This is a genomic window from Janthinobacterium sp. BJB301 (assembly GCF_002735685.1).
In the GTDB taxonomy this organism is placed as follows: domain Bacteria; phylum Pseudomonadota; class Gammaproteobacteria; order Burkholderiales; family Burkholderiaceae_D; genus Janthinobacterium; species Janthinobacterium lividum.
Window position 1 is genome coordinate 500,503 of record NZ_PDZJ01000002.1, and the last position, 23,162, is coordinate 523,664.

21 protein-coding genes and 1 other RNA gene are annotated in these 23,162 nt (G+C 63.5%); 16 read left to right on the forward strand and 6 right to left on the reverse strand.

Annotated elements, in window-relative coordinates; all coding sequences use genetic code 11:
* Positions 1-105 precede the first annotated feature (105 nt).
* The 3 genes from CSQ91_RS15565 (at position 106) to CSQ91_RS15575 (ending at position 3,602) form a co-directional block, all read left to right on the forward strand.
* Entirely contained in the window at positions 106-1,017 is a 912-nt protein-coding gene (locus CSQ91_RS15565) for a LysR family transcriptional regulator (RefSeq protein WP_099388878.1), read from the forward strand.
* A 79-nt stretch (positions 1,018-1,096) separates the two neighbouring features.
* Positions 1,097-1,927, forward strand: a complete 831-nt coding sequence (gene lgt / locus CSQ91_RS15570) for a prolipoprotein diacylglyceryl transferase (RefSeq protein WP_034786551.1) — start codon at positions 1,097-1,099, stop codon at positions 1,925-1,927.
* 193 nt (positions 1,928-2,120) lie between these two features.
* Positions 2,121-3,602, forward strand: a complete 1,482-nt coding sequence (locus CSQ91_RS15575; RefSeq protein ID WP_180278442.1) for a GGDEF domain-containing protein — start codon at positions 2,121-2,123, stop codon at positions 3,600-3,602.
* Here CSQ91_RS15575 and CSQ91_RS15580 read toward each other — a convergent pair.
* The 5 genes from CSQ91_RS15580 to CSQ91_RS15600 all read right to left on the reverse strand — a co-directional run bounded on the left by CSQ91_RS15580 (position 3,599) and on the right by CSQ91_RS15600 (position 5,987).
* A complete protein-coding gene (locus CSQ91_RS15580; RefSeq protein WP_099388880.1) occupies positions 3,599-4,063 on the reverse strand; it encodes an EVE domain-containing protein in 465 nt (154 codons plus the stop codon). The two genes, CSQ91_RS15575 and CSQ91_RS15580, sit on opposite strands and share 4 nt — an antisense overlap.
* Before the next feature lie 79 nt (positions 4,064-4,142).
* Positions 4,143-4,320: non-coding RNA, 6S RNA (gene ssrS / locus CSQ91_RS15585), on the reverse strand.
* 189 nt (positions 4,321-4,509) lie between these two features.
* Entirely contained in the window at positions 4,510-4,821 is a 312-nt protein-coding gene (locus CSQ91_RS15590) for a cell division protein ZapA (protein WP_034747344.1), read from the reverse strand.
* Positions 4,821-5,084, reverse strand: coding sequence for a hypothetical protein (locus CSQ91_RS15595; protein ID WP_034747342.1), 264 nt, complete (start codon positions 5,082-5,084; stop codon positions 4,821-4,823). Before CSQ91_RS15595 ends, CSQ91_RS15590 begins: the two co-directional genes overlap by 1 nt.
* A gap of 156 nt (positions 5,085-5,240) precedes the next feature.
* Positions 5,241-5,987, reverse strand: a complete 747-nt coding sequence (locus tag CSQ91_RS15600; RefSeq protein WP_143451037.1) for a hypothetical protein — start codon at positions 5,985-5,987, stop codon at positions 5,241-5,243.
* A gap of 512 nt (positions 5,988-6,499) precedes the next feature.
* Here CSQ91_RS15600 and groES point away from each other — a divergent pair.
* The 5 genes from groES (at position 6,500) to CSQ91_RS15625 (ending at position 11,513) form a co-directional block, all read left to right on the forward strand.
* The gene (gene groES, locus CSQ91_RS15605; protein WP_010400979.1) at positions 6,500-6,790 is read left to right on the forward strand and encodes a co-chaperone GroES; all 291 of its coding nucleotides are present in this window, start codon (positions 6,500-6,502) and stop codon (positions 6,788-6,790) included.
* Between the two features lie 50 nt (positions 6,791-6,840).
* Positions 6,841-8,490, forward strand: coding sequence for a chaperonin GroEL (gene groL / locus CSQ91_RS15610; RefSeq protein ID WP_034786546.1), 1,650 nt, complete (start codon positions 6,841-6,843; stop codon positions 8,488-8,490).
* 247 nt (positions 8,491-8,737) lie between these two features.
* A complete protein-coding gene (locus CSQ91_RS15615; protein ID WP_257217365.1) occupies positions 8,738-9,214 on the forward strand; it encodes a hypothetical protein in 477 nt (158 codons plus the stop codon).
* An 85-nt stretch (positions 9,215-9,299) separates the two neighbouring features.
* On the forward strand, positions 9,300-9,857 hold the full coding sequence (locus CSQ91_RS15620; RefSeq protein ID WP_180277015.1) for a GNAT family N-acetyltransferase: 558 nt from the start codon (positions 9,300-9,302) through the stop codon (positions 9,855-9,857).
* A 117-nt stretch (positions 9,858-9,974) separates the two neighbouring features.
* Positions 9,975-11,513, forward strand: coding sequence for a POT-type proton-dependent oligopeptide transporter (locus CSQ91_RS15625; protein WP_162835773.1), 1,539 nt, complete (start codon positions 9,975-9,977; stop codon positions 11,511-11,513).
* A gap of 51 nt (positions 11,514-11,564) precedes the next feature.
* Here the strand turns inward: CSQ91_RS15625 and CSQ91_RS15630 are convergent, their stop codons facing one another.
* Positions 11,565-13,208, reverse strand: coding sequence for an alpha-D-glucose phosphate-specific phosphoglucomutase (locus CSQ91_RS15630; RefSeq protein WP_099388883.1), 1,644 nt, complete (start codon positions 13,206-13,208; stop codon positions 11,565-11,567).
* Between the two features lie 168 nt (positions 13,209-13,376).
* On the opposite strand from CSQ91_RS15630, the gene CSQ91_RS15635 reads away from it, so the two are divergent.
* The 8 genes from CSQ91_RS15635 (at position 13,377) to CSQ91_RS15670 (ending at position 23,136) form a co-directional block, all read left to right on the forward strand.
* Positions 13,377-13,862, forward strand: a complete 486-nt coding sequence (locus CSQ91_RS15635) for a sigma-70 family RNA polymerase sigma factor (RefSeq protein WP_180278443.1) — start codon at positions 13,377-13,379, stop codon at positions 13,860-13,862.
* A gap of 8 nt (positions 13,863-13,870) precedes the next feature.
* Positions 13,871-14,959, forward strand: coding sequence for a FecR family protein (locus CSQ91_RS15640; RefSeq protein ID WP_099389283.1), 1,089 nt, complete (start codon positions 13,871-13,873; stop codon positions 14,957-14,959).
* A gap of 91 nt (positions 14,960-15,050) precedes the next feature.
* Positions 15,051-17,447, forward strand: a complete 2,397-nt coding sequence (locus CSQ91_RS15645) for a TonB-dependent siderophore receptor (protein WP_099388885.1) — start codon at positions 15,051-15,053, stop codon at positions 17,445-17,447.
* Positions 17,448-17,741: 294 nt separating this feature from the next.
* On the forward strand, positions 17,742-20,003 hold the full coding sequence (locus CSQ91_RS15650; RefSeq protein ID WP_099388886.1) for a TonB-dependent siderophore receptor: 2,262 nt from the start codon (positions 17,742-17,744) through the stop codon (positions 20,001-20,003).
* A gap of 76 nt (positions 20,004-20,079) precedes the next feature.
* On the forward strand, positions 20,080-20,826 hold the full coding sequence (locus CSQ91_RS15655) for a DUF4198 domain-containing protein (protein WP_099388887.1): 747 nt from the start codon (positions 20,080-20,082) through the stop codon (positions 20,824-20,826).
* 2 nt (positions 20,827-20,828) lie between these two features.
* The gene (locus CSQ91_RS15660) at positions 20,829-21,164 is read left to right on the forward strand and encodes a DUF3649 domain-containing protein (protein WP_099388888.1); all 336 of its coding nucleotides are present in this window, start codon (positions 20,829-20,831) and stop codon (positions 21,162-21,164) included.
* Positions 21,161-22,783: a PepSY-associated TM helix domain-containing protein gene (locus tag CSQ91_RS15665; protein ID WP_099388889.1), complete on the forward strand. Its 1,623-nt coding sequence runs from the start codon at positions 21,161-21,163 to the stop codon at positions 22,781-22,783. Before CSQ91_RS15660 ends, CSQ91_RS15665 begins: the two co-directional genes overlap by 4 nt.
* Positions 22,783-23,136 carry a DUF3325 domain-containing protein gene (locus tag CSQ91_RS15670; protein ID WP_034786538.1) on the forward strand — a complete coding sequence of 118 codons (354 nt, stop codon included), beginning with the start codon at positions 22,783-22,785 and terminating at the stop codon, positions 23,134-23,136. Before CSQ91_RS15665 ends, CSQ91_RS15670 begins: the two co-directional genes overlap by 1 nt.
* The last annotated feature ends 26 nt before the right edge of the window (positions 23,137-23,162 follow it).

The window sequence follows — 23,162 nt, forward strand, 5'->3', positions numbered from 1 at the left end:
GGGGTACGCCAGATTGCCTTGCGCGCGCCCCACTGTCAAATATATGATGCACGTGTCTGTGAGTCGTTTCATATATCACAGAACTTATTCCACATGGAAACGCATATGAACCTTGAACTGCGCCAGCTACGCTATTTCGTTACCGTCGCCGAGGAATTGCACTTCGGCCGCGCCGCCGCGCGCCTGCACATGACGCAACCGCCCCTGTCGCAAACCATCATGGCCCTGGAAGAATTGCTGGGCGCGCCCCTGTTCGTGCGCACGCGCCGCGAAGTGCAGCTGACGCCGGCCGGCACGGCCCTGCTGCCCGAGGCGCGCCGGCTGCTGGCGCAGGCGTTCGATTTGCCCGCGCTGGTGCAGCGGGCCGCGCAGGGCGAGGCGGGGCGATTGAGCCTGGCGTTTGTTTCCTCGGCCGACTACAGCGTGCTGCCGCCGCTGCTGCGCGCGTATCAGACGGCTTATCCGCAAGTACAGATCCAGTTGCAGGAGGCCACTTCCGACCTGCAGCTGGACGAATTGCTGGCCGGGCGCACGGATGCGGGCCTGTTGATCCCGCCCCTGCCCGAAAAGGCCAAAGGGGAACTCGACTACCTGCCCGTGCTGGCCGAGCCCCTGGTGCTGGCCGCGCCGTCCGGCCTCGACATCTTGAACACGCCGGGCGCCGTGCGCCTGCGCGACGTGCCGCCCCTGCCCTTGATTATTTTCCCGCGCGCGATCTCGCCCGCCCTGCACGACGCCATCCTCGGCGTGTTCCGCGCGGCCGGCATCACGCCGCAGATCGGCCAGGAAGCGATCCAGATGCAAACCATCGTCAGCCTCGTCTCGGCTGGCATGGGCATCGCGCTTGTGCCACAATCGGTATCGAATCTGATGCGCCCGGGCGTAGAATACAGGCCGCTGCGGGACGCCACGCCGCTGGTGGAAACGGGCCTGGCCTGGCGCCGCGACAATCCGTCCGCCGTGCTGCAAGGCTTTCTGGCGCTGTTGCGCAAGCAGATAGGCCACCCAGCACGATAAATTAAGTGGCCGCTAAGGCAAAGAACCGCAAGCGCCCCCATACTACGCAACCTTGGCTTTAAACAAAGAAAGAAACTCCATGCTGATACACCCGATGCCCGACCCGATAGCCATCCAGATCGGCCCGCTCGCCGTGCACTGGTACGGCCTGATGTATGTGCTAGCCTTTGCCCTGTTTATTATCCTGGGCCGCGTGCGCATCAAGCAACCGCATATCGCCGTGCTGGGCTGGAAGAAGGAAGACCTCGATGACATGCTGTTCTACGGCATGCTGGGCGTGGTGATCGGCGGGCGCCTGGGCGAAGTGCTGTTCTACCGCCCCGAATACTTCATGCACAATCCGCTCGAGATCTTCATGGTCTGGCATGGCGGCATGTCCTTCCATGGCGGCTTCCTCGGCGTCATCCTGGCCATGTACCTGTGGAGCCGCAAGGCGGGCCGCAACCTGTTCGACGTGCTCGACTTCATCGCGCCGCTGGTGCCGCTCGGCTACGCGGCCGGCCGTCTGGGCAACTTCATCAATGCAGAGCTGCCGGGCCGCATCGCCCCGGAAACCCTGCCGTGGGCCATGCAATGGCCAGGCATTCCGTATCCCGTGCACCCGTCGCCGCTCTACCAGATGCTGGTCGACGGCATCCTGGTGTTCATCATCCTGTGGCTGTATGCGCGCAAGCAGCGTCCGCGCATGGCCGTAGGCGCCATGTTCACCCTGCTGTACGGCTGCGCGCGCTTCTTCACGGAATACTTCCGCACGCCGGACTGGGAAGTCGTGTGGCTGGGTGTGCCGATCACGTCGGGCCAGATGCTGTCCCTGCCGATGATCGTCGGCGCCATCGCGCTGCTGGTGTGGGCGTATAAAAGCCAGGTAATGGGCACGCCGCCCACCAAGGCCCGCCCGGCCAACACGTAAAACCGCTGTTCCCCCCGATGGCGTGCCAGGCAGGCGCGCCATCCCCCTCCTCCGGCAACCTTTCCCTCAAAGCAGCATAATTTCCTTGCGGAATGAATCTTCGCTTGCGATAGCGCAATGATCGCTTTACCCTGCAGCAAGAGCAGGGCATGCAATCATGCTGTGTTGGCAATTCGAGCGGGGAGTCCCATCCATGCAGTATGCGAGGAAGACCACGACATTCTGGCTGGCGCTGGCGGGCAGCTACGTGCTGGCGCAACTGGCCTTGACGGCCTGGGCCGGGACGCGCGGTCCCGCCGTGAGCTACCTGTTCGGCGTGATGGCGCCACTGCTGGCGCTGGCCGCCTGCTGCCGCAACGCCAGACTGAGCCCCCCCGGCGTCGTGCGCACGGGCTGGGGCCTGTTTGCGGCCGCCATGCTGTTCTGGAGCGTGGGCATGGCCCTGTCCGCCTGGCAAGACCTGAGCGGCCATGTGGCGTCCGACACGACGTATTTCTCCGATTTTGCCTATTTCATGTATGGCGCACCTTTGCTGCTGGCCATTTCCTCCGTCAGCGACCGCCACCCTTCGCGCACCCTGCAATGGCTGGACGCCGTGCAAGTGCTGCTGGCAGCCTACCTGACCTATACAGCCATCTTTTCCGTCTCGCCCTTCGACCAGCGCTCGATCGCGCCGATACCCGCCAGCCTGCTGGTGACGACGTACAACGTGGAAAACCTCGTCCTGGCCTGTTGCGCCTCGCTGCGCCTGCTGGCGCACCGCCGCGATGGCGCACAAGGGCGTTTCTACCTGCTGCTCAGCGTGTTCCTGTGGTGCTACGCCGCCTGCGCGGGCGCCTATAATTACCTGACCCTGCATGCGCTGGCCGAAGCCGGTCCCAGCGAGGTACTGCCCAGCCTGCCTTTCCTGCTGCTGGCGGTGCTGGCCATGCGCGTGCAGCCGGGCGAGGAAGAAGCACGGCCGCCGCGGCCGTTGACCTTGCTGATTGACAACTTCAGCCCCATCTTCTTCACGGCAGCCCTGCTGGGACTGGGATTCGTCGTGCTGCGCGAGCATTTCTACCTGGCGGCCAGCGCCCTGTTCGTCGCGTTGACGGTCCACGCGCTGCGCTCGGCCACCCTGCAAAGCCGCTACATGCAAAGCGAACGGGCGTTGCGCGAAGCCCACGACAAACTGGAAAAGCTGTCGCTGACGGATGGCTTGACGGGCATCGCCAACCGGCGCTGCTTCGACCAGACCCTGCAGCTGGAGTGGCAGCGCGCCGCGCGCAACAATCAACCGCTGGCGCTGCTGATCATCGATATCGACTTCTTCAAAAGCCTCAACGATACCTTCGGCCACCCGTATGGCGACGCCTGTCTGCAGCAGATCGCGGCCGCCCTGCATTCCGCGCTGCCGCGCGCCAGCGACCTGGCGGCCCGCTTCGGCGGAGAGGAGTTTGCCGCCATCCTGCCCGCCACCGATGGCGCGGGTGCACTGGCCGTGGCGCACAAGATGCAGGAAGCGATTGCCGCGGCCGCCATCGTCCACGCGCCGTCGCGCGGCGGCCTGGTGACGGCCAGCATCGGCCTCGCGCTCAATGACGCAGGACAGACGCCGGAACAATTGCTGGCCGCTGCCGACCAGGCCCTGTACCGGGCCAAGCAGAATGGCCGCAACCGGGTCGAAGGCTAGCCTGTCAGCTTGCCGGTAATGACTTTCCATTGCGCCGGCGTCACGGGCGTGATCGACAGACGGCTGCCTTTCTTGAGCAGCAGCATGTCTTCCAGTTCCGGCATCTGGCGCATCTCGGACAGGGGCAGCAGCGCCGTCTTCCTGACGCCGCGCACATCGACGCTGATCCAGCGCGGCTGCTCTTGCGTGGCCTTGGCATCGAAATATTTTCCGCCCTCTTCAAACTGGCTGTGATCGGGATACGCGCCGCTGGCCACTTCGGCCACGCCCGCCACGCCCGGCTGCGGGCAGCTCGAGTGATAGAACAGCACGCCATCGCCTACCTGCATGCCATCGCGCATGAAGTTGCGCGCCTGGTAGTTGCGCACGCCAAACCACGGCATGGTGTGTTTGGGCGCCGCCATCAGGTCGTCGATGCTCACTTCATCGGGTTCGGATTTCATCAGCCAATATTGTTTCATATTCACTCCCTATCAAAAGCAACAGGCGTAAAAAAACGGTTGCGCATCGATGCTGCAACCGTTTTCTTGGTACTGCAAATTGGGCCCCGCCTGTGCCGCTATGCCGGCATCCCGAACCAAACGGTTCAAGGTGGTCACGTTAGTTCAATTTCGGGTTCGTCGAACGAGCGACGCTCACTCCCATCAAACAAAATTCGCAACCGATGCGCATAAATGGTTCAAGGAATATATGGCAATCGCGAACACCGCAGGGTAGACCCAAGTTTACTCCTTTGATCGCGCATCGCAAAGACAAATCGTACCGTATCCGCTTAAAATCCAATTAATAACACCGAACAAAACCGTAGCGAGCGGAAGTGAATTGTGGTCGAGAAGCGCAACTGTGCGAATGCACAGAGAGCATCGCAGGCCGCAAGTCGCGACGCGCAGCAGGTTTGGTTCTGTGTTTAAAAAAGGTTTTCCTGGGGCGTCAGCGCGCTATCCAGGACAGTGTGCATGGCCGAGATTTTCTGCTTCACTTCCAGTATCGTCAATTCCGACAGCGGACCTTGCGGCGACTTCACGGAGAGGAATTCCGCGGCCACGCCCAGGGCGGCCAGCACGGCGATGCGGTCATTGCCCTTGACCTTGCCCGCGTCGCGGATGGCTTTCATTTTGCTATCGAGATAGATCGCCGCTTCACGCAGCGCGCGCTCTTCACCATCGCGGCACACCATGCTGTAGGACTGGCCCATGATATTGACATCGACACGCGGCATTACGCTTCCTTCTCGTTCTCGGCAATGTAGGCGCCCGCTTCCGAAGCGGCTTGCTCCAGGCCAGCTTGCACCAGTTCGGGAATTTTTTCCAGCAACGCTTCCACCCGCTCCTGCGCCTCGCGCATGCGTTGCACGTACAGGGCGTTCTCGGCGGCCAGCGCGGCATTGTCCTTGCGCAGTTGCGCGTTTTCACGGCGCAGCGCATGGGTCATTTCGGCCAGCAGGCCTATTTTGTCGGATAATTCGTTGAATTCGGAAATCATCCCGCCACTATAGGGCGGACGCTCCATGGGCGTCAATCGAATCACGCCGCTGTCACACATATTTACATCAATGCAGGGCAGTTGGCGGACAATACACACTTTTTCCGGCGCTTTTCGCCAACTGCGCGCATCCGCCAGCGCCGCGACGGCAACGTTTTACTCGTCGACGTAATCGGCTTCGATATCGAGTCCGCCATAACGGTTTTCGCAAGAGCGGCGCACCAGCGTCTGTTGTCCGCCCTTGCCGTCAAGCACCATCGTCAAATCGCGGCAGGTACGGCTGTAGCTGCCAGGTTTGGCGTCCGTGCCCGAGGGCGTCAGACGCACTGCCAGCGGTACCGCATTGCCCAGGCCCTTGTTGCTCCACTGGCGCGTCTTGCCCTCCTCTTCATCTTTCAAGGTGCGCACGGCGGCCTTCAGCAACGATGCTTGTTCTTTCGCGTTCAGCCTGGCGATGGTGACGTCGGACAGGAAAGGCGGATACACGACGGGCGCCGGGTCCTTGCCCTGCACGTCCCACTTGCCGCTGTTCTGCGAACAGGTGCGCCTGCTCAGGTCTTGCGACTTGCCGCCCGCCGTGACGACGAATTTCAGGTCGCGGCACACATGCGCCTTCAGGCTGTGTTCCGTCATGCCGGAGTTGCTGAAGTTATACGTGACCTTGACCATCACGCCGCGGTCGCCGCCGTTGTCCCACACGTGCGCTTCCTGGTCGTCATCGTCCTTGTTGAGGTCGTTGAACAAATCGCCCAGCAGCCTCTCTTTTTCCTGCGGCGTCAGGGTCGCCACGGTGATCTCGTCGGCGATGGTGGGCGTTTGCGCCGTGGCATTGCCCAGGCAGGCGAGACCGACGAGAGTAGCGCCCAACAGGCGCAGGGCGGGATGGGAAATCGGGAATGGCATGGCGTGCTTTCTGGTGCGAGTGGTGATATTGATATGCAATTGCAATCATCTTATCAAATTTCATAGTCAAACTCTGTTTCCTATGCGTACAGGAACGCCCCCTCTCCGAACGACATGCTAGAGTCGCGCCTGTTGCTGACGCCCGGGAACGAGGCTTGTGCTGGCGCAAACCCTGTGTAGATGCAGGCTCTGCTCAGCATCTATCTATATGTTCCCCTTGAATAAGCCCCCTACCGTCCCTATAATTAGCACTCGTTAGTAGAGAGTGCTAACAAACTCTTTCGTAGCAATCCTCAGGACTGATGGTGCTTGCCAGACCACTGCAGGGAACGCTACGCGGCGGGCGACGCCGCGATGCACCACTGCCGCAGACAGGCAAGGACAGGATGACCTGGGGTTTGCTTGACCGTTGCGGGCTGCTTTCAACGGCGGTCACTGAAAACAGGCCTGGCGCTGTGCCGGACTTGTATTCATTTAGCAACACCTATCCATTGAACTTTAAGGAGTTTTGTATGAATCTGCGCCCATTGAACGATCGCGTCATCGTCAAACGCCTCGACCAGGAAACCAAAACTGCGTCCGGCCTCATCATTCCTGATGCAGCTGCTGAAAAACCGGATCAAGGCGAAGTCCTTGCCGTAGGCAATGGCAAGATTCTCGACGACGGCAAAGTCCGTCCTCTGGATGTCAAAGTGGGCGACCGCGTCCTGTTCGGCAAGTACGCCGGCCAAACCGTCAAAGTTGACGGCGATGAGCTGCTGGTCATGCGCGAAGAAGACATCATGGCGATCGTCGTCAAGTAATTGTTTCCACGTTGTAGACAGATACATCCCGAAACTCAGGAGAATTGAACATGGCAGCTAAAGAAGTAGTATTCGGCGACGCAGCGCGCGCCAAGATGGTCGAAGGCGTCAATATCCTCGCCAACGCAGTCAAAGTCACCTTGGGCCCGAAAGGCCGCAACGTCGTACTGGAGCGCTCGTTCGGCGCCCCTACCGTCACCAAGGATGGTGTGTCGGTAGCGAAAGAAGTTGAACTCAAAGACAAGCTCATGAACATGGGCGCGCAAATGGTCAAGGAAGTTGCTTCCCGCACCAGCGACAACGCCGGCGACGGCACCACCACCGCCACCGTACTGGCACAAGCCATCGTGCGCGAAGGCATGAAGTTCGTTGCCGCCGGCATGAACCCGATGGACCTGAAGCGCGGTATCGACAAGGCAGTTGCTGCCACCGTCGAAGAACTGGCGAAAATCGCCCGTCCTTGCACCACGACCAAAGAAATCGCCCAAGTTGGCGCGATCTCGGCGAACTCGGACTACTCGATCGGCGAGCGTATCGCTGAAGCGATGGAAAAAGTCGGCAAAGAAGGCGTCATCACCGTGGAAGACGGCAAGTCGCTGAACGACGAGCTGGACATCGTTGAAGGCATGCAGTTCGACCGCGGCTACCTGTCGCCATACTTCATCAACAACCCAGAGAAACAAGTTGCCGTACTGGACAGCCCATTCGTCCTGCTGTGCGACAAGAAAATCTCGAACATCCGTGACCTGCTGCCGGTACTGGAACAAGTCGCCAAAGCTGGCCGTCCACTGCTGATCATCGCAGAAGACATCGAAGGCGAAGCGCTGGCAACCCTGGTTGTGAACAACATCCGCGGCATCCTGAAAACTTGCGCAGTGAAAGCCCCTGGCTTCGGCGACCGCCGCAAAGCCATGCTGGAAGACATCGCTGTCCTGACCGGCGGCCAAGTGATCGCTGAAGAAGTCGGCCTGACCCTGGAAAAAGTGACCCTGGCCGAACTGGGCCAAGCGAAACGCATCGAAGTGGGCAAGGAAAACACCATCGTCATCGATGGCGCCGGCGAAGCAGCCTCGATCGAAGCACGCGTAAAACAAGTGCGTGTACAGATCGAAGAAGCGACCTCGGACTACGACCGTGAAAAACTGCAAGAACGCGTAGCCAAACTGGCTGGCGGCGTTGCCGTGATCAAGGTTGGCGCAGCCACCGAAGTCGAAATGAAAGAGAAAAAAGCCCGCGTTGAAGATGCACTGCACGCGACCCGCGCTGCCGTGGAAGAAGGCATCGTGCCAGGCGGCGGCGTAGCCCTGCTGCGCGCACGCGCCAACATCACGGTCAAGGGCGACAATCCTGATCAAGACGCTGGTATCAAGATCGTCCTGCGCGCAATGGAAGAGCCACTGCGCATGATCGTGCAAAACGCTGGCGAAGAAGCTTCGGTCGTCGTGGCAGCCGTACTGGCTGGCTCGGGCAACTACGGCTACAACGCTGCCAACGGCACGTATGGCGACATGGTGGAAATGGGCGTCCTGGACCCAGCCAAAGTGACCCGTTCGGCGCTGCAAAACGCCGCTTCGATCGCTTCGCTGATGCTGACGACCGACTGCATGGTCTGCGAAATCGCTGACGACAAAGCAGGCGGCGGCATGGGCGGCGGCATGGGTGGTATGGGCGGCATGGGCGGCATGGACGGCATGATGTAATGTCCGGCGGCCAGTCGCGCAGGCGACGGCGCGACTGGCCGCATACGCAGGGACAGGGCTGGCAGACCAAAAGCTGCCAGCGCCTCCCGGCGGCCCCGAAAGCCACCTTCTACGGAAGGTGGCTTTTTTTCGCCTGTTGATTTTACAAGCCCGTTTGGCAAGCCCGTTGGCAAGCCCGGCGATTGCCGGCCTGTGCGTTTTGCTTTAGCATGGCCGCCATCCTCCACCTTCTTACGCCACTACCGCCATGCCGCCACGCGCCTCTTCTTCCAAAACCACCATCATCGCCGGCATCCTGGCCGGCTTGCTGGCCGCCGGGCTCGGTGCTTTCTACCTGCATCAGCAGTCCGCGCCGCAGGCAGACAATGCCCCGACCGCGAGCGGCCAGACGGCGGTGCCGGAGCAGAACGCGCGCGCCGTCGATGCGCTGATGGCTTTGCCGGAGATCAAGGCATGGTCGGCGCATATCGAAAAGGCGTCCGGCGGCCGCGCGCACGGCGCCGTGATGGAAACGTCGCCCGAGACGCGCCTCGTCGATGGCGTCGCTTGCTACCAGCTGAGCTTTTTCGAAAGCACGCCCGATGCGGCGCACCGGTGGGAGAGTTTCGTCGTCACGCCCGATGGCAAGCGCATCCTCGTCGACGACATCGTCAGCGGCGACCTGATCAGCCTGGAACAATGGCGCAAGGACAATGCGCCCATGCAGCGCATCGCCACGCAGTAACACCCTTAGCCGACGCGATGGCCAGGGACACTGGCGTTGCAGCGCAAGCTTTACTTTCTGGCATCGAAGCCCGATACTCGCCCACATGCCCGCCATCACTGTCCGCCCCCTCACGCCAGACGACGCCAGCGCCTACCGCGCGCTGCGCCTGGCCGGCATCGCCGAACTGCCCGCCGCCTTCTGCACCACGCATGCGGCGGAAAGCGGCTTGCCGCTGGCACAGATAGCCGAGCGCTTGCACGCCACCTCCCACCAAATAATATTTGGCGCTTTCAACAAGGAACAATTGATCGCCATGGCCGGCCTGCGCCGCGAACCGATCGCCGTCGTGCATGACAAGGCCAGCCTGTGGGGCGTGTACGTGGCGCCGCAGGCGCGCGGGCGCGGCGCGGGACGGCAACTGGTGCAGGCCGCCATCGCCCATGCCTGCGCCATTCCCGAGCTGGGCCGCGTGCGCCTGGCCGTGGCACAGGACAACCACGCGGCATTGACCCTGTACCTGGCTTGCGGTTTTACCCTGGAGGACTGTCCCGCATCGGATGGCATGCTGCAAATGCAGCTGTGGCTGCCCCGCCCTGCGCGTGCAAGTGCCGAAAGTAATGTCTTTATGAAAATCAATACCTTACAAATCCCTGCGAAATAGCGGACAGGCCGTTTTTTCTGTTGCAAGCAAACGCGGCAGGCCTTAGCATCGCGGCTTACAAAAAAAACTTGGGGAGAGCCAATGTCATCGGCCGAGACACAAACTGCCACGGGCAAGATGCCCCGGCAAATACCGTACATCATCGCCAACGAAGGCTGCGAACGCTTCAGCTTTTATGGCATGCGCAACATCCTGACGCCATTCCTCATCAGCACCCTGCTGCTGATGATCCCGATCGACCAGCGCACGGGCGAAGCCAAGCACGTGTTCCACACCTTCGTCATCGGCGTGTACTTCTTCCCGCTGCTGGGCGGCTGGCTGGCCGACCGCTTTTTCGGCAAATACAACACCATCTTCTGGCTCAGCCTCGTGTATTGCGCCGGCCATGCCTGCCTGGCCCTGTTTGAAAACAGCGTCAACGGCTTCTATTTCGGCCTGTTCCTGATCGCCTTCGGTTCCGGCGGCATCAAGCCGCTCGTGGCCTCGTTTGTCGGCGACCAGTTCGACCAGACCAACAAGCACAAGGCCAAGCTGGTGTTCGACCTGTTCTACTGGATCATCAACTTCGGCTCCTTCTTCGCTTCGCTGCTGATGCCGATGTTCCTGCGCGACTACGGTCCATCGATCGCCTTCGGCATCCCCGGCCTGATGATGCTGGCCGCCACCATCGTCTTCTGGATGGGCGCCAAGAAATACGTACACGTGCCGCCGGCACCGCCGAATCCCGATTCGTTCACCCGCGTGGCCCGCACGGCCCTGCTGGCGCGTGTCGACGGCGGTTCGCGTCCCGGCCTGTACGTGGCCTACGTCGGCGTGATCGGCGCCCTGTATGCGTTCTACAGCATTCCCGAATGGGGCTTCGTGATTTCCGCGTGTACGGCGCTGGTATTGCTGCTGGCCTTCGGCAGCATCGGCACGGCCATGCAGCTGGAACGCGCGCGCGGCATCCACCCCGACGAAGCCGTCGAAGGCGTGCGCGCCGTGTTGCGCATCCTCGTCATCTTCGCCCTCGTCACGCCCTTCTTCTCGCTGTTCGACCAGAAGGCTTCGACGTGGATCGTGCAAGCGAACACCATGGAAAAACCAAGCTGGTTCCTGCCGGCGCAGATGCAGGCGCTGAACCCGATGCTGGTGATGCTGCTGATCCCGTTCAACAACCTGGTGCTGTACCCGATGCTGAACCGCTTCGGCCTGGAAGCGACGGCCCTGCGCCGCATGACGGCCGGTATCGGCTTTTCCTCGCTGGCGTGGATCGTCATCGGCTTGCTGCAGCTGGCCCTCGACAGCGGCAATGCCGTCTCCATCATGTGGCAGATCCTGCCGTACGCCTTGCTGACGTTCGGCGAAGTGCTGGTCTCGGCGACAGGACTCGAGTTTGCGTACAGCCAGGCGCCCGTGTCCATGAAGGGCGCCATCATGAGCTTCTGGAACCTGTCGACCACGGTGGGCAACCTGTGGGTGCTGATCGTCAACCGCAGCGTCATGAACGAAGGCGTGATCGGCAAGATCGCCGAAAGCGGCATCAGCGTGACGGCCTTCCAGATGTTCTTCTTCGCCGCCTTTGCCGCCGTCGCCATGCTGGCCTTCGGCCTGTATGCAAAGCGCTACAAGATGGTGGATAACTACCGCCAGGCGGCCATCCCGGCAAAAGCATGATGCCGGTTTGACCTGCCGCAATGAAGAAGGGCGCCCTCAGGCGCCCTTTTTTTACGTCGTCACGGTCGGCCCGTCGCGCCCCGTGCGCTCGCGGATCTGCGCCAGTTGCTCGGCCACGGCGATCAGCCCCGCCAGCGCTTCCTGGGTCGGAATGCCGTGCTGCGCCGGATCGGCTTCATAGCGCTCCAGGTACAGGCGCAGGGTAGCGCCTTCGGTGCCCGTGCCGGACAGGCGCAGCACGATGCGCGCGCCGTCCGTCATGACGATGCGGATGCCCTGCTGCTGCGCCACGGAGCCATCGACGGGGTCCGTGTAGCTGAAATCGTCGGCCAGCGCCACCGTGTAGCCATTGACTACCTGGCCCGGCAAGGCGGCCAGCTGGCCGCGCACGGCCTCCATCAACTGCTGCGCGCCGGCGCTGTCGATGTCTTCGTAATCGTGGCGCGAATAGTAATTGCGGCCATACGTGGCCCAGTGCGCGCGCACGATCTCTTCCACCGATTGCTTTTTCTCTGCCAGCAGGTTGAGCCAGAACAGCACGGCCCATACGCCATCCTTTTCGCGCACGTGGTTCGAGCCGGTGCCGTAGCTTTCCTCGCCGCACAAGGTGGCCATGCCGGCGTCGAGCAGGGTGCCGAAGAACTTCCAGCCCGTCGGCGTCTCGTAGCACGGAATGCCCAGCGCGGCCGCGACCCGGTCGGCCGCGCCCGATGTGGGCATAGAGCGGGCGATGCCCTTCAAGCCCGCGCGGTAGCCGGGCGCCACGCTGGCATTCGCGGCCAAAATCGCCAGGCTGTCCGATGGCGTCACGTCGAAGCGCCGGCCAACGATCATGTTGCGGTCGCCGTCGCCATCCGAGGCGGCGCCGAAGTCGGGGGCCTCATTGTCACCATCTCCGGCCGCCATGATGGCAATCAATTCCTGCGCGTTGACGGGATTCGGGTCCGGGTGGCCGCCGCCAAAGTCTTCCAGGGGCACACCGTTGATGACGCTGCCCTTGGGCGCACCCAGCATGCCTTCCAGGATGGCCGTCGCATACGGGCCGGAGACGGCGTGCATGCCATCAAAGCAGATGCGCAAGCCGCCCGCGAACAGGGCGCGGATGGCGTCGAAGTCGAACAGCTGCTGCATCAGTTCCGCGTAATCTTGCACCGGATCGATCACTTCGACCGTCATCTGCTCGATGCGCACCGAACCCGGTTTGTCGAGATCGATGTCGGCAGCGTCGCTGATGCGGTATTCGGCGATGCCTTGCGTGCAGGCGTAGATGGCCTCGGTGACCTTTTCGGGCGCCGGGCCGCCATTGGCGATGTTGTACTTGATGCCGAAATCGCCATCGGGGCCGCCCGGATTATGGCTGGCCGACAGGATGATGCCGCCGCTGGCGCCATGCTTGCGGATCACGCAGCTGACGGCCGGCGTCGACAGGATGCCGCCCTGCCCCAGCAGCACGCGCGCGTAGCCGTGCGCGGCCGCCATGCGCAGCACCGTCTGGATGGCCGCGCGGTTGTAAAAGCGCCCGTCGCCGCCCAGCACCAGGGTCTGGCTGCGGCAGTCGCCCAGCGTGTCAAAAACGCTCTGCACGAAGTTTTCCAGATACTGCGGCTGGCTGAAGACAGCCACCTTCTTGCGCAGGCCCGAGGTGCCGGGCCGCTGGCCGGCTACCGGCGCCGTATTGATGATTTGAATAGCCATCTTGCCTCCTTGTTAACTTCCGATGGTAACGCATGCCAGGCAAGCGGCAAAGCGTTGTACGTCTGCCACGGTGCGCCAAGCCGCTTAGCGCTACACTCCAGCATGCCATATAATGAGAATCATTCTCATATGCGGCACTCCTGGCTGCGGACTCATACATCGGACGCCGTGGTTGCACGCTATTACCAAGAACTGTTGAACTTTTGCTGGCGCAGCTTGCGCAACCGCGAAGCTGCTGCCGACCTGGTGCAGGAAAGCTATGCGCGCGTGCTGAGCGAAGCGGCCGTGCGCGAACCGCGCGCGCTGCTGTACCGCACGGCGCGCAATCTGCTGATCGACAATCACCGCCGCGCCGCCCTGCGCCAGCATGAGGAGCTCGACGCCCTGCCCGAGGCCGCGCATCCGGCCGCGCCGCGCCACTTGCAGCCGGAGCAGGCGCTCGAAAGCAGCCAGGACTGGCAAGCCTGCGTGGCCGCCATCGACGCCTTGCCGCCCCGCTGCCGCGACGCCTTCGTGCTGCACGTCTTCGAGGAATTGCCGCACGCGCAGATCGCTGCGCGCATGGGCATTTCCGTGAGCATGGTGGAAAAACATATCGCACGGGGCATGCTCAGTTGCCAGGCGCAGTTGCATTCTTTGCGGGAAGCCACATAATGGCGCCCATGACCGCCCACCCGCCCCGCTACGATTTCGGCCCGTCCGCGCAGGACGAGGCGGACTTGCGCGAATACGCCGACTTTGCCGCCACGCAGGACGGCGTGGCGCTGGCCGCGGCAAGCTGGTTCGGCCGGCGCGGCAACCTCGATGCACAGCAACAAGCCGAATTTTCCGCCTGGCTGGCGGCCGACGCGCTGCACGCGCAAGCGTACGCGCAGCTGCGGGAGACGCACCGCGTGGCGCGCAAGATTCCCGCGCAGGTCGCCGCGCGCTGGGCAGTGCCCCACGCCGCGCCTTCCTCCCGCCCCCGCCGCCACTGGCTGCGCGCGCTGCCGTATGCGGCCGCCGCCATGTTGCTGCTCAGCGTGGGCGCGGGCGGCTACCAGTGGTGGCAACAGCAAGCCGTGTTCAGCCAGTCGTATGCCACCATGCGCGGCCAGCGCCTGGCCGTCTCGCTGCCCGACGGCAGCAAGGTAGAACTCGATACGGCCACGCAGCTGCACGTCACCCTGTACCGCCAGCGCCGCGAAGTGCGCCTGGCGCACGGCGAAGCCCTGTTCCAGGTGCAAAGCAGACAGGGCCAGCCCTTCGACGTGCTGAGCGGCCCCTTGAAAGTGACGGTGGTGGGCACGCAGTTTTCCGTGCGCAATACGCTCGAACACGACGGCCAGCTGCGCGTGGCCGTGCAGCAAGGTTACGTGCGCGTGGCGGGCGCAGGACAAGACTTGGCCCACCTGCGGGCCGGCCAGGGCGTCAGCGCCGACGCCGGTGGCCGCCTGTCCGCCATTGCCAGCCTGGCCCCAGGCAGCGTGGCGCCATGGCGCAACGGCAGGGTCACCTTCGACAATGTGCCGCTGGGCGCGGCGCTGGCCGAATTCGAACGCTATGGCGACACGGGCTTCGTCGTGCGCGATCACGCAGTGGCGCAGCTGCGCATCGGCGGCAGTTTCAGCCTGACCCAGCTCGACCGCTTCGCCGCCGCCCTGCCGCAGCTGCTGCCCGTGCAGATCGTGCGCAGCGGCGGCGCCAGCGAGATCCGCATGGCAGCAAAAATGCCGGCGCAAGCCCCTGCGATGCGACTGCCTGAAAAATAAATGCAAATAAGTCGCATTCGCAGGTGAGGGTTTTGCCCGCTGCCGCGTCTACCAAGTTAATCGACAATAAATTAACCTGGAGAAATGCAACATGTGGTCCCCCCGCCTCAATCTGACACCCGCCCCCCTCGCCCTGGCCGCCATGCTGGCCCTGGGCACCATTTCCCTGGCACAGGCGCAAACGGCGCCCGCCGTCACACTGGCCATCACCGCCCAGCCGCTGGGCCAGGCGCTGAATGAGCTGGCGCGGCAAGCCAATCTGCAACTGCTGTTCGCGCCCGAACTCGTGGCCGGCAAGACGGCGCCCGCCGTCAGCGGCACCCTCAGCGTTGCCGACAGCCTGGAGCGTCTGCTGGCCGGCAGCGGCCTGACGGCTGCCATCGACGGCAGCAGCGTCATCATCCGCTCCGCCCCCGCCGCCACGGGCAAGGTGGCGACCCTGGCGGAAATTACCGTCAGCGCCCGTCAGGAGGCAGTGATCGACAGCGAGCTGACCAAATCATACGCGGCGCAAGCGGTGAGCATCGGCAAGGGCCAGCAAAGCCTGCGCGAAATTCCCCAATCCGTCTCCGTGCTGACGCGCCAGCAGTTGAATGACCAGAATTTGCTGAGCCTGGATGACGCCATGCGCGGCGTGACGGGCATCACCGTCGAGGCCAGCAGCACGGGCGGCAACCACGGCAACTTTTATTCGCGCGGCTATGCGCTTGATTCGGTGCAGGTCGATGGCGTGATGACGCCGGCCAGCACGGGCAACGACCTGTCGGCCGGCTTCGGACTGGCCATCTATGACCGCGTGGAAGTGCTGCGCGGCCCCGCCGGCCTGTTCCAGGGCGCGGGCGACCCGGGCGGCACCATCAACCTGGTGCGCAAGCGCGCGCGCGACACCTTTGCCGCCAGCGGCGTGCTCAGCGCAGGTTCCTGGGACCGCTACTACGCGGAAGCGGATGTCACGGGCCCCCTGAGCGCGGATGGCAAGGTGCGCGGCCGCCTGGTGGCCGCGTATGAACACCGGCGCTCCTTCGTCGACCATGTGTATGCGGAAAAACCGCTGCTGTACGGCACTGTTGCCATCGACGTGGCGCCGGGCACCGTACTGACGGGCGGCGTCACCCACCAGCAATACAAGGGCCGTCCCGCCTTCGGCCTGCCCGCGTATGAAGACGGGCGCCTGCTCGACGTGCCCCGCTCCACCTACCTCGACCCGGCCTGGAACCACATCACGGAAAAGGTCACCGAATACTTTGCCGAACTCGAGCATAAACTGGCGAACGGCGGCCAGTTCAAGGCGACCGCCCTGTACCGCGAGCAGGACGAACCGTCGCGCAATTTCGGCTGGTCCGACTGTTCCGCCGATCCCGTCACGGGCGACAGCTGCCTGGTCAGCTGGAACTACCGCAGCCACTGGAAGACGCAGGGCCTGGACGCTTACCTGGCCACGCCGTTCCAGGCATTTGGCCGCAGCCACGACCTGATCGTGGGCGCCGACTACCGCCAGGTGCACAAGAATTTCCAGTATGGCGGCGGAGACAATGCGCCGATCAACATCTTCCATCCCGATAACAATATCGCGCGGCCCAGCTATACCTTTTCCAACGGCAATGACAACCGCACCAAACAGTTCGGCCTGTACGCGCGCACCCGCCTGCAAGCGACCGAGCGCCTGGCCGTCAACCTGGGCGGACGCCTGACGCACTGGGACAACCATACCGTCAACCGCAACGCGTATTTCAACCAGTTCACCGATGTCAGCAACACCATCAAGGCCAAGTTCACGCCGTATGCGGGCCTGGTCTACGAGCTCGACAAGCAGGTGTCGGCCTACGGCAGCTACACGCGCATCTTCTCGCCCCAGTCGACCACGGACGCTGCCGGTCAGACGCTGAAACCGCGCACGGGCCAGCAGTTCGAGCTGGGGCTGAAGGCGGAGCTGTTCGACAAGAACGTCAACGCGCATGCGGCCCTGTTCCGCATGGAAGACGAGAACCGCGTCATGCCCGACCCGGCCAACCCGCTATTCTCCATCGGCGCCGGCAAGATGCGCAGCCAGGGCATGGAAGCCGAACTGAGCGGCAGTCCCCTGCCCGGCTGGAACATCACGGGCGGCTATTCCTATACCAGCACGCGCACCCTCGAAGGCAGCGACGACCAGAAGGCGCAGCTGTATTCCTTCATCGCACCGCGCCACAATGTCAATCTGTGGACCAATTACCGGCTCGCCGGCGCGCTCGATAAAGTCAGCGTGGGCGGCGGCTTGCGCAGCGTCAGCAGCATGTACCGCCTGAACGGGCCCGTGAAATTCGAGCAGGGACCCGTCACCACGGTGGGCTTGCAGGCTGGCTACCGCCTCAGTCCCACACTGGAGCTGTCGTTGACGGTGAACAACCTGTTCGACAAAAAATACTACACGCGCGTGTGGGCCGCCTATGGCTCCAACTTCTATGGCGAACCGCGCAACGCCATGCTGACCCTGCGCGGCCAGCTGTAAACGCCCGCGCTCCTGCGCATGCACGGCCGCCGCCAGCAATGGGGCGGCCGTGCGCGTTGACGGCATCGCTGCGGCTTCATTACCACATCGCTCTCTTGCATGTCTCGCAACCCCGCACTATAATAAGAATAGTTCTCATTCACATTTAGACTCCCACCCGAGTTTGCGCACAGTCGCCTGACTGATGCGCGGCTGGATGACACGCTGCGCCAGCCAGGCACCACCGCCAAGCAAGCCTCCCATACCAAAAACGCCAGCCGCTCGACGGCGGGCACACGAGAAGAAGGATGTTTCATGGCGCGAGCACGTACGCTGGCCGGCATGGTTGCCGGCCCGTTTTCCCCACCAGTTTCCAATGTCGCCATGCGTCCGCTGGCCTTCGCCGTGCATTCCGCATTGCTGACGGCAGCGCTGGGCGCCGGAGCGGCCCTGGCTGCGGAGGCACCCGCCAAGCTCGATGAAGCCACTCTGAGCGAAATCAAGGTAGTGGGCCAGCAAGACAAGGCAGCGACCGAGCACACGGGTTCCTACACCACCAAACAGATGGCCACGGCCACGCGCATGGGCCTGTCGATCCGCGAAACGCCGCAATCGATTTCCGTGGTGACGCGCCAGCGCATGGACGACATGGGCTTGAACAGCCTGGCCGAGGTGCTGGTGCAGTCGACGGGCGTGACGGTGCAGGAAAACGACAGCGAACGCACGAGCTTTTCGGCGCGCGGCTTTTCCATCGGCAATTACCAGATCGATGGCGTGGCCGTCAATTCAGGCAGCAATGCGCTGTTCGACACGGCCATCTATGACCGCATCGAGATCGTGCGCGGCGCCACGGGCCTGGTCAGCGGCAATGGCGACCCGTCGGCCACCATCAACATGATGCACAAGCGTCCCGGCAAGGAGTTCGCCGCCTCGGCCGGCCTGACCGTGGGTTCGTGGAGCAAGGTCCGGCTCGAAGGCGACATCAGCGCGCCGCTGAATGCGGACGGCAGCATCCGCGGGCGCGTCGTGGTGGCAGGCCAGAACCGCCATTCCTACATGGACCTGTACAAGGAACGCAAGCTGGTGGGCGCCGTCATCGTCGAGGCGGATCTGACGCCTGCAACGTTGCTGACGGCCGGCATCGACTATCAAAAGAACACGCCGAAAGGCACGAGCTGGGGCACCACGCCCCTGTTCTTCTCGGACGGCACGCCGGCCAACATGCCGCGCTCGTTCAACATGGCGGCCAAGTGGAGCAGCTGGGAGCGCGCATTCGAAAACAAATACGTCTACCTCGAACACCGCTTCGCCAACGACTGGAAGATCAAGGCTGCCTACGGGCGCCTGGACAGCTCCTCGAACGGCAAACTGTTCTACGGCGGCAGCGGCTATCCGAAACGCGACGGCAGCGGCCTGGAAGTCTGGAGCGGCGCCTTCCCCTACGATGAAAAGCAGGACAACTTCGACCTGTCGGCCAACGGCACCTTCCCCCTGTTCGGCCGCCAGCACGACCTGGTGCTGGGCGTGAACGGCTGGAAGCGCACCGGCACGACGAATGAAACCTTGCTGCCCGATCCGCTGCCATTCGCCACCACCATCCCCGACTTCCGCAACTGGACGGGCGACGTGCCCGAGCCGGCGCTCACGCGCACGGGTGCGCGCGACGTCGCCACCACCAAGCAGTCCGGCGCCTTCATCGCCACGCGCATCAATGTCACGGACAGTTTCAAGGTACTGGCCGGCGCACGCGTCTCCAGGTGGGAAACATATAACGACCGCTACGATACTCAGGGCCGTTTTGTGAAACGCAGTTCCGCCTACAAGACGGACGATGTCGTCACGCCGTACGCGGGCGTGGTGCTCGACGTCAGCAAGAGCACGTCGCTGTACGCCAGCTACACGGACCTGTTCAAGCCGCAAAACCTGAAGGACAAGAACAACGCCTTCCTCGACCCGATCACGGGCAGCAATGTGGAAGCGGGCGTGAAGAGCGAATTCTTCGACGGCGCCGTGAATGCCTCGTTTGCCGTGTATGAAGCCAAGCAGGACAACCTGGGCGAGGAAGACAAATCGGTGCCGCTGACCTTCGTGCTGCCGGACGGCAGCCGTCCCTATATCTCGACGGGCAAGGGCACGAAAAGCAAGGGTTACGAGGCGGAAGTGTCGGGCAGCCCCTTGAGCGGCTGGCAGCTGTTCGCCGGCTACACGCACAGCAAATCGAAGACGGGCAAGGGCGTGGTGACCAACACCATCCAGCCGACCAACATGCTGCGCGTCTCGACCACCTACCGCCTGCCGGGCGAGCTGCAAAATCTCACCATCGGCGGCGGCTTGAACTGGCAGAACGAGATCTACACGACGGCCACCCTGCCGAACAAAAGCAAGATCCGGGTCAGCCAGGGCAGCTACGTGCTGGCCAACCTGATGGCGCGCTATCAGATCAGCCCGAAACTGTCGGCCAGCCTGAATGTCAACAACCTGTTCGACAAGACGTATTTCCGCCGCGTGGGTTTCTATAACGGCGGCTATTACGGCGAACCGCGCAACGTGGCGCTGAACCTGCGCTACCAGTACTGATGCATCGCAGGCCGCTGCTCCCCCCCGGGAGCGCGGCCGCTTTGTCCATTTCACATAAGAAGATAAGGGATACACCATGCACATCACTTCCATCGCGCGCCTCGGCGCCCTCGCTGCCGCCCTGCTGGGCGCGGCCCTCGTTTCCGGCACGGCCAGCGCGCACCAGATCTGGCTGCAGCAGGACGGCAAGGCGGCCAGCGTGTACTTCGGCGAGTTCGGCGACAACCTGCGCGAGGCGTCGCCCGGCCTGCTGGACAAGTTCAGCATCAAGAACGTGACATGGGTGTCCGCCAAGGGCACGCAGCCGCTGCAGGCGAGCAAGACGGCCGGCGCGTTCATCCTGAATGGCAAGGTGGGTGCCGGCGAAAGCATCATCGTCGAGGAAGACAACTACCCGTCGTGGGAAGAGAAAAAGGATGGCAAGAGCACGCGCACCGTGTGGATCCCGGCCGCGCGCCTGATCGCCGATAGCAAGGCGCAAGCACCCGCGCTGACCCTCGACCTGGTGCCGACCGGCAAACCAGGCCAGTTCCAGGTCAGCTACCAGGGCAAGCCGCTAGCGCAAGCCAAGGTCAACGCCGTGGTGCAATCGGGCTGGGGCAAGGAAGCGTGGAGCGATGCGCAAGGCCTGGTCAGCTTCCCGCTGCCATGGAAGGGCACCTATGTGCTGGAAGTGCAGCACACGGACAAGACGGCCGGCCAGCGCGGCACGCAAGCCTATGACAAGGCCATGTTCGTGACGACCCTGAGCCTGGTGCAGCCGCAAGGCGTGACGCCGCTGCCGGCCGGCCCGGCCCTGCCGCCGAGCAAGGATCACGACTGACCATGCAAGCGCCAGCCATCATTAAAATGCCGCGCCTGCGGCTCTCCGCCGGCGCGCTCTACCGCCTCGGCGTGGCTTCGCGCAGCGTGGCGGCCATCGTTGGCGGCTACGTGCTGGCCGCGCTGGTCACCATGCTGCTGTCGGTAAGCCTGCCCATGGCCCGTTCCGAAGCCGTCATGACAGCCACCCTGCTGTCGTTTGCCATCTACACCTGCGCCGTGATGTGGGTCTTCGCCACGCGCAGCGCCCTGCGCGCCTGGCTGGGCCTCGCGATCCCCGCCGCCGTCATCGCCGCCATCCTGCACTGGATGGACGCACTATCCTGGAGTTTCGCATGAAAGAAGGTTTCCGCCAGTCGATGGCATGGCTGCACACCTGGTCCGGCCTGCTCGTCTGCTGGATTTTGCTGCTGGTGTTTTGCGCCGGCACGGCCAGCTACTACCGCAATGAAATCACCCTGTGGATGCAGCCCGAATTGCACGGCGCCGCCGCCAGCCAGGTCAGCACCGAGGAAGCGGCCAGCGTGGCGCAGAAGGCGATGGAAGAGCGGGCAGAAGGCGCCACGCGCTGGTTCATCAGCCTGCCCGGCGAACGCAGCCCGACCACGCAACTGGGCTGGAGCAAGCCTTCGAAGCCCGGCGAAAAGAAACGCGGACGGCGAGGCAATTTTCATAGCGAAAAATCCGACCCGGCCACGGGCGAAGTGCTGTCCAAGCCGCGCGAGACGCGGGGCGGCGAATTCCTCTACCGCCTGCATTTCGACCTGCATTACATGCCGGCCATCTGGGCCCGCTGGATCGTGGGTTTCTGCGCCATGTTCATGTTTGTCTCCATCATCAGCGGCATCGTCACGCACAAGCGCATCTTCAAAGACCTGTTTACCTTCCGGCCGAAAAAGGGCCAGCGCTCGTGGCTGGACGCGCATAACGTGACGGCCGTGCTGGCCCTGCCCTACCACATCATGATCACCTACACGGGCCTGGTCACGTTGATGTTCCTGTACATGCCTTCCGGCGTCACGGCCGCCTACAAGGGCGACCAGGATGCCTTCTTCGCCGAAGCCTTCCCGGGCCGCTCCGGCGACAGCAAGCCAGCCGGCGTGGCCGCGCCGTTGGCACGGTTGGCGCCCCTCGTGCGCCAGGCGGAACAGCATTGGGGCGGTGGCAAGGTCGAGCGCATTTCCGTCAACCACCCGGGCGACGCCAATGCCACCATTTCGCTGACGCGCGCCGGTGGACGCGACATGTCGTCGAAGCAGCCGTCGATGGAATTCGATGGCGTTTCCGGCAAGCAGTTGTCAAGCGATGGCGACGCGCAGCCCGGCGCGGCAGCCACGCAAGGCGTGATGGTTGGACTGCACGTCGCGCATTTCGGCGGGCCGCTGCTGCGCGCCCTGTTCTTCCTGTCCGGCCTGGCCGGCTGTGCCATGGTGGCCACGGGCGCCTTGCTGTGGGCCGTCAAGACGCGCCAGAAGCAGGCCAAGGCGCTGGCCGCCGGCAAGCGCGCCAGCTTCGGCCTGCGCCTGGTCGAAGCGCTCAACATCGGCGCCATCGCCGGCATCCCGATCGCCTTTGGCGCCTACTTCTGGGCCAACCGCCTGCTGTCCGTGACGATGGAAGACCGGCCGAAAGAGGAAATCGCCTGCTTCTTCGGCGCCTGGGCCCTGGCCGCCATCATCGCCCAGCTGCGCCCGTCGCGCGCCATGTGGCGCATGCAACTGGCCGCCGGCGCCTTCCTGCTGGCATCGCTGCCTGTGCTGAACGTCTTCACGACCGGTTCGCACCTGGGCGTGACCCTGTTCCTGGGCCGCGGCCCCGTGGCGGTCGCCGCCTTCGACCTGGTGGTACTGGTGCTGGGCCTGGGCCTCGCGTATGCGGCGTTCAAATTGAAACCGCTGCCCGTGAAGGCGGCCAAGGCAGCACCGGTGAAACCGGCGCAAACGATGGAGGCCGCGTGATGGAGCTGCTGTCGAACTTCCTCGTGTTTGCCCTGTGCTATGCGGGCCTGTCCTCGCTGTGCCTGGCGATGGACCGCCATTACGCCGACCTGCACGGACGCGGCGCCGAACCGCCCGCGCCACTGCGCCGCCGCTTGCAATGGGCCGGCTGGCTGGCGCTGGCGGCCGGCCTCGCCTGGGCCATGCACATCGCGGGCGGCGGCTACGGCCTCGTCTACTGGGTGGGCAGCCTGACGGGCTGCGGCTTGCTGCTGATCTGGCTGCTGCCCTACGCTCCGCACCAGGCCATGCGCCTGGCGCGCATCATCGGCGGCGCGGCCGTACTGGCCGCCGTCGCGCTGGCCTTGCTGTAGAGGACCTGGCGGTCCCGCCACGTGAC

Coding starts and splice junctions, on each gene's coding strand:
- CSQ91_RS15590 (WP_034747344.1), bottom strand. CDS start 4,821: ATGCCGCGTGTCGATGTCAATATCATGGGCCAGTCCTACAGCATGGTG.
- CSQ91_RS15660 (WP_099388888.1), top strand. CDS start 20,829: ATGCAAGCGCCAGCCATCATTAAAATGCCGCGCCTGCGGCTCTCCGCC.
- CSQ91_RS15630 (WP_099388883.1), bottom strand. CDS start 13,208: ATGGCTATTCAAATCATCAATACGGCGCCGGTAGCCGGCCAGCGGCCC.
- CSQ91_RS15600 (WP_143451037.1), bottom strand. CDS start 5,987: ATGCCATTCCCGATTTCCCATCCCGCCCTGCGCCTGTTGGGCGCTACT.
- groES (WP_010400979.1), top strand. CDS start 6,500: ATGAATCTGCGCCCATTGAACGATCGCGTCATCGTCAAACGCCTCGAC.
- CSQ91_RS15625 (WP_162835773.1), top strand. CDS start 9,975: ATGCCCCGGCAAATACCGTACATCATCGCCAACGAAGGCTGCGAACGC.
- CSQ91_RS15665 (WP_099388889.1), top strand. CDS start 21,161: ATGAAAGAAGGTTTCCGCCAGTCGATGGCATGGCTGCACACCTGGTCC.
- CSQ91_RS15645 (WP_099388885.1), top strand. CDS start 15,051: ATGTGGTCCCCCCGCCTCAATCTGACACCCGCCCCCCTCGCCCTGGCC.
- CSQ91_RS15650 (WP_099388886.1), top strand. CDS start 17,742: ATGGCGCGAGCACGTACGCTGGCCGGCATGGTTGCCGGCCCGTTTTCC.
- CSQ91_RS15575 (WP_180278442.1), top strand. CDS start 2,121: ATGCAGTATGCGAGGAAGACCACGACATTCTGGCTGGCGCTGGCGGGC.
- CSQ91_RS15595 (WP_034747342.1), bottom strand. CDS start 5,084: ATGATTTCCGAATTCAACGAATTATCCGACAAAATAGGCCTGCTGGCC.
- CSQ91_RS15615 (WP_257217365.1), top strand. CDS start 8,738: ATGCCGCCACGCGCCTCTTCTTCCAAAACCACCATCATCGCCGGCATC.
- lgt (WP_034786551.1), top strand. CDS start 1,097: ATGCTGATACACCCGATGCCCGACCCGATAGCCATCCAGATCGGCCCG.
- groL (WP_034786546.1), top strand. CDS start 6,841: ATGGCAGCTAAAGAAGTAGTATTCGGCGACGCAGCGCGCGCCAAGATG.
- CSQ91_RS15640 (WP_099389283.1), top strand. CDS start 13,871: ATGACCGCCCACCCGCCCCGCTACGATTTCGGCCCGTCCGCGCAGGAC.
- CSQ91_RS15655 (WP_099388887.1), top strand. CDS start 20,080: ATGCACATCACTTCCATCGCGCGCCTCGGCGCCCTCGCTGCCGCCCTG.
- CSQ91_RS15565 (WP_099388878.1), top strand. CDS start 106: ATGAACCTTGAACTGCGCCAGCTACGCTATTTCGTTACCGTCGCCGAG.
- CSQ91_RS15620 (WP_180277015.1), top strand. CDS start 9,300: ATGCCCGCCATCACTGTCCGCCCCCTCACGCCAGACGACGCCAGCGCC.
- CSQ91_RS15670 (WP_034786538.1), top strand. CDS start 22,783: ATGGAGCTGCTGTCGAACTTCCTCGTGTTTGCCCTGTGCTATGCGGGC.
- CSQ91_RS15580 (WP_099388880.1), bottom strand. CDS start 4,063: ATGAAACAATATTGGCTGATGAAATCCGAACCCGATGAAGTGAGCATC.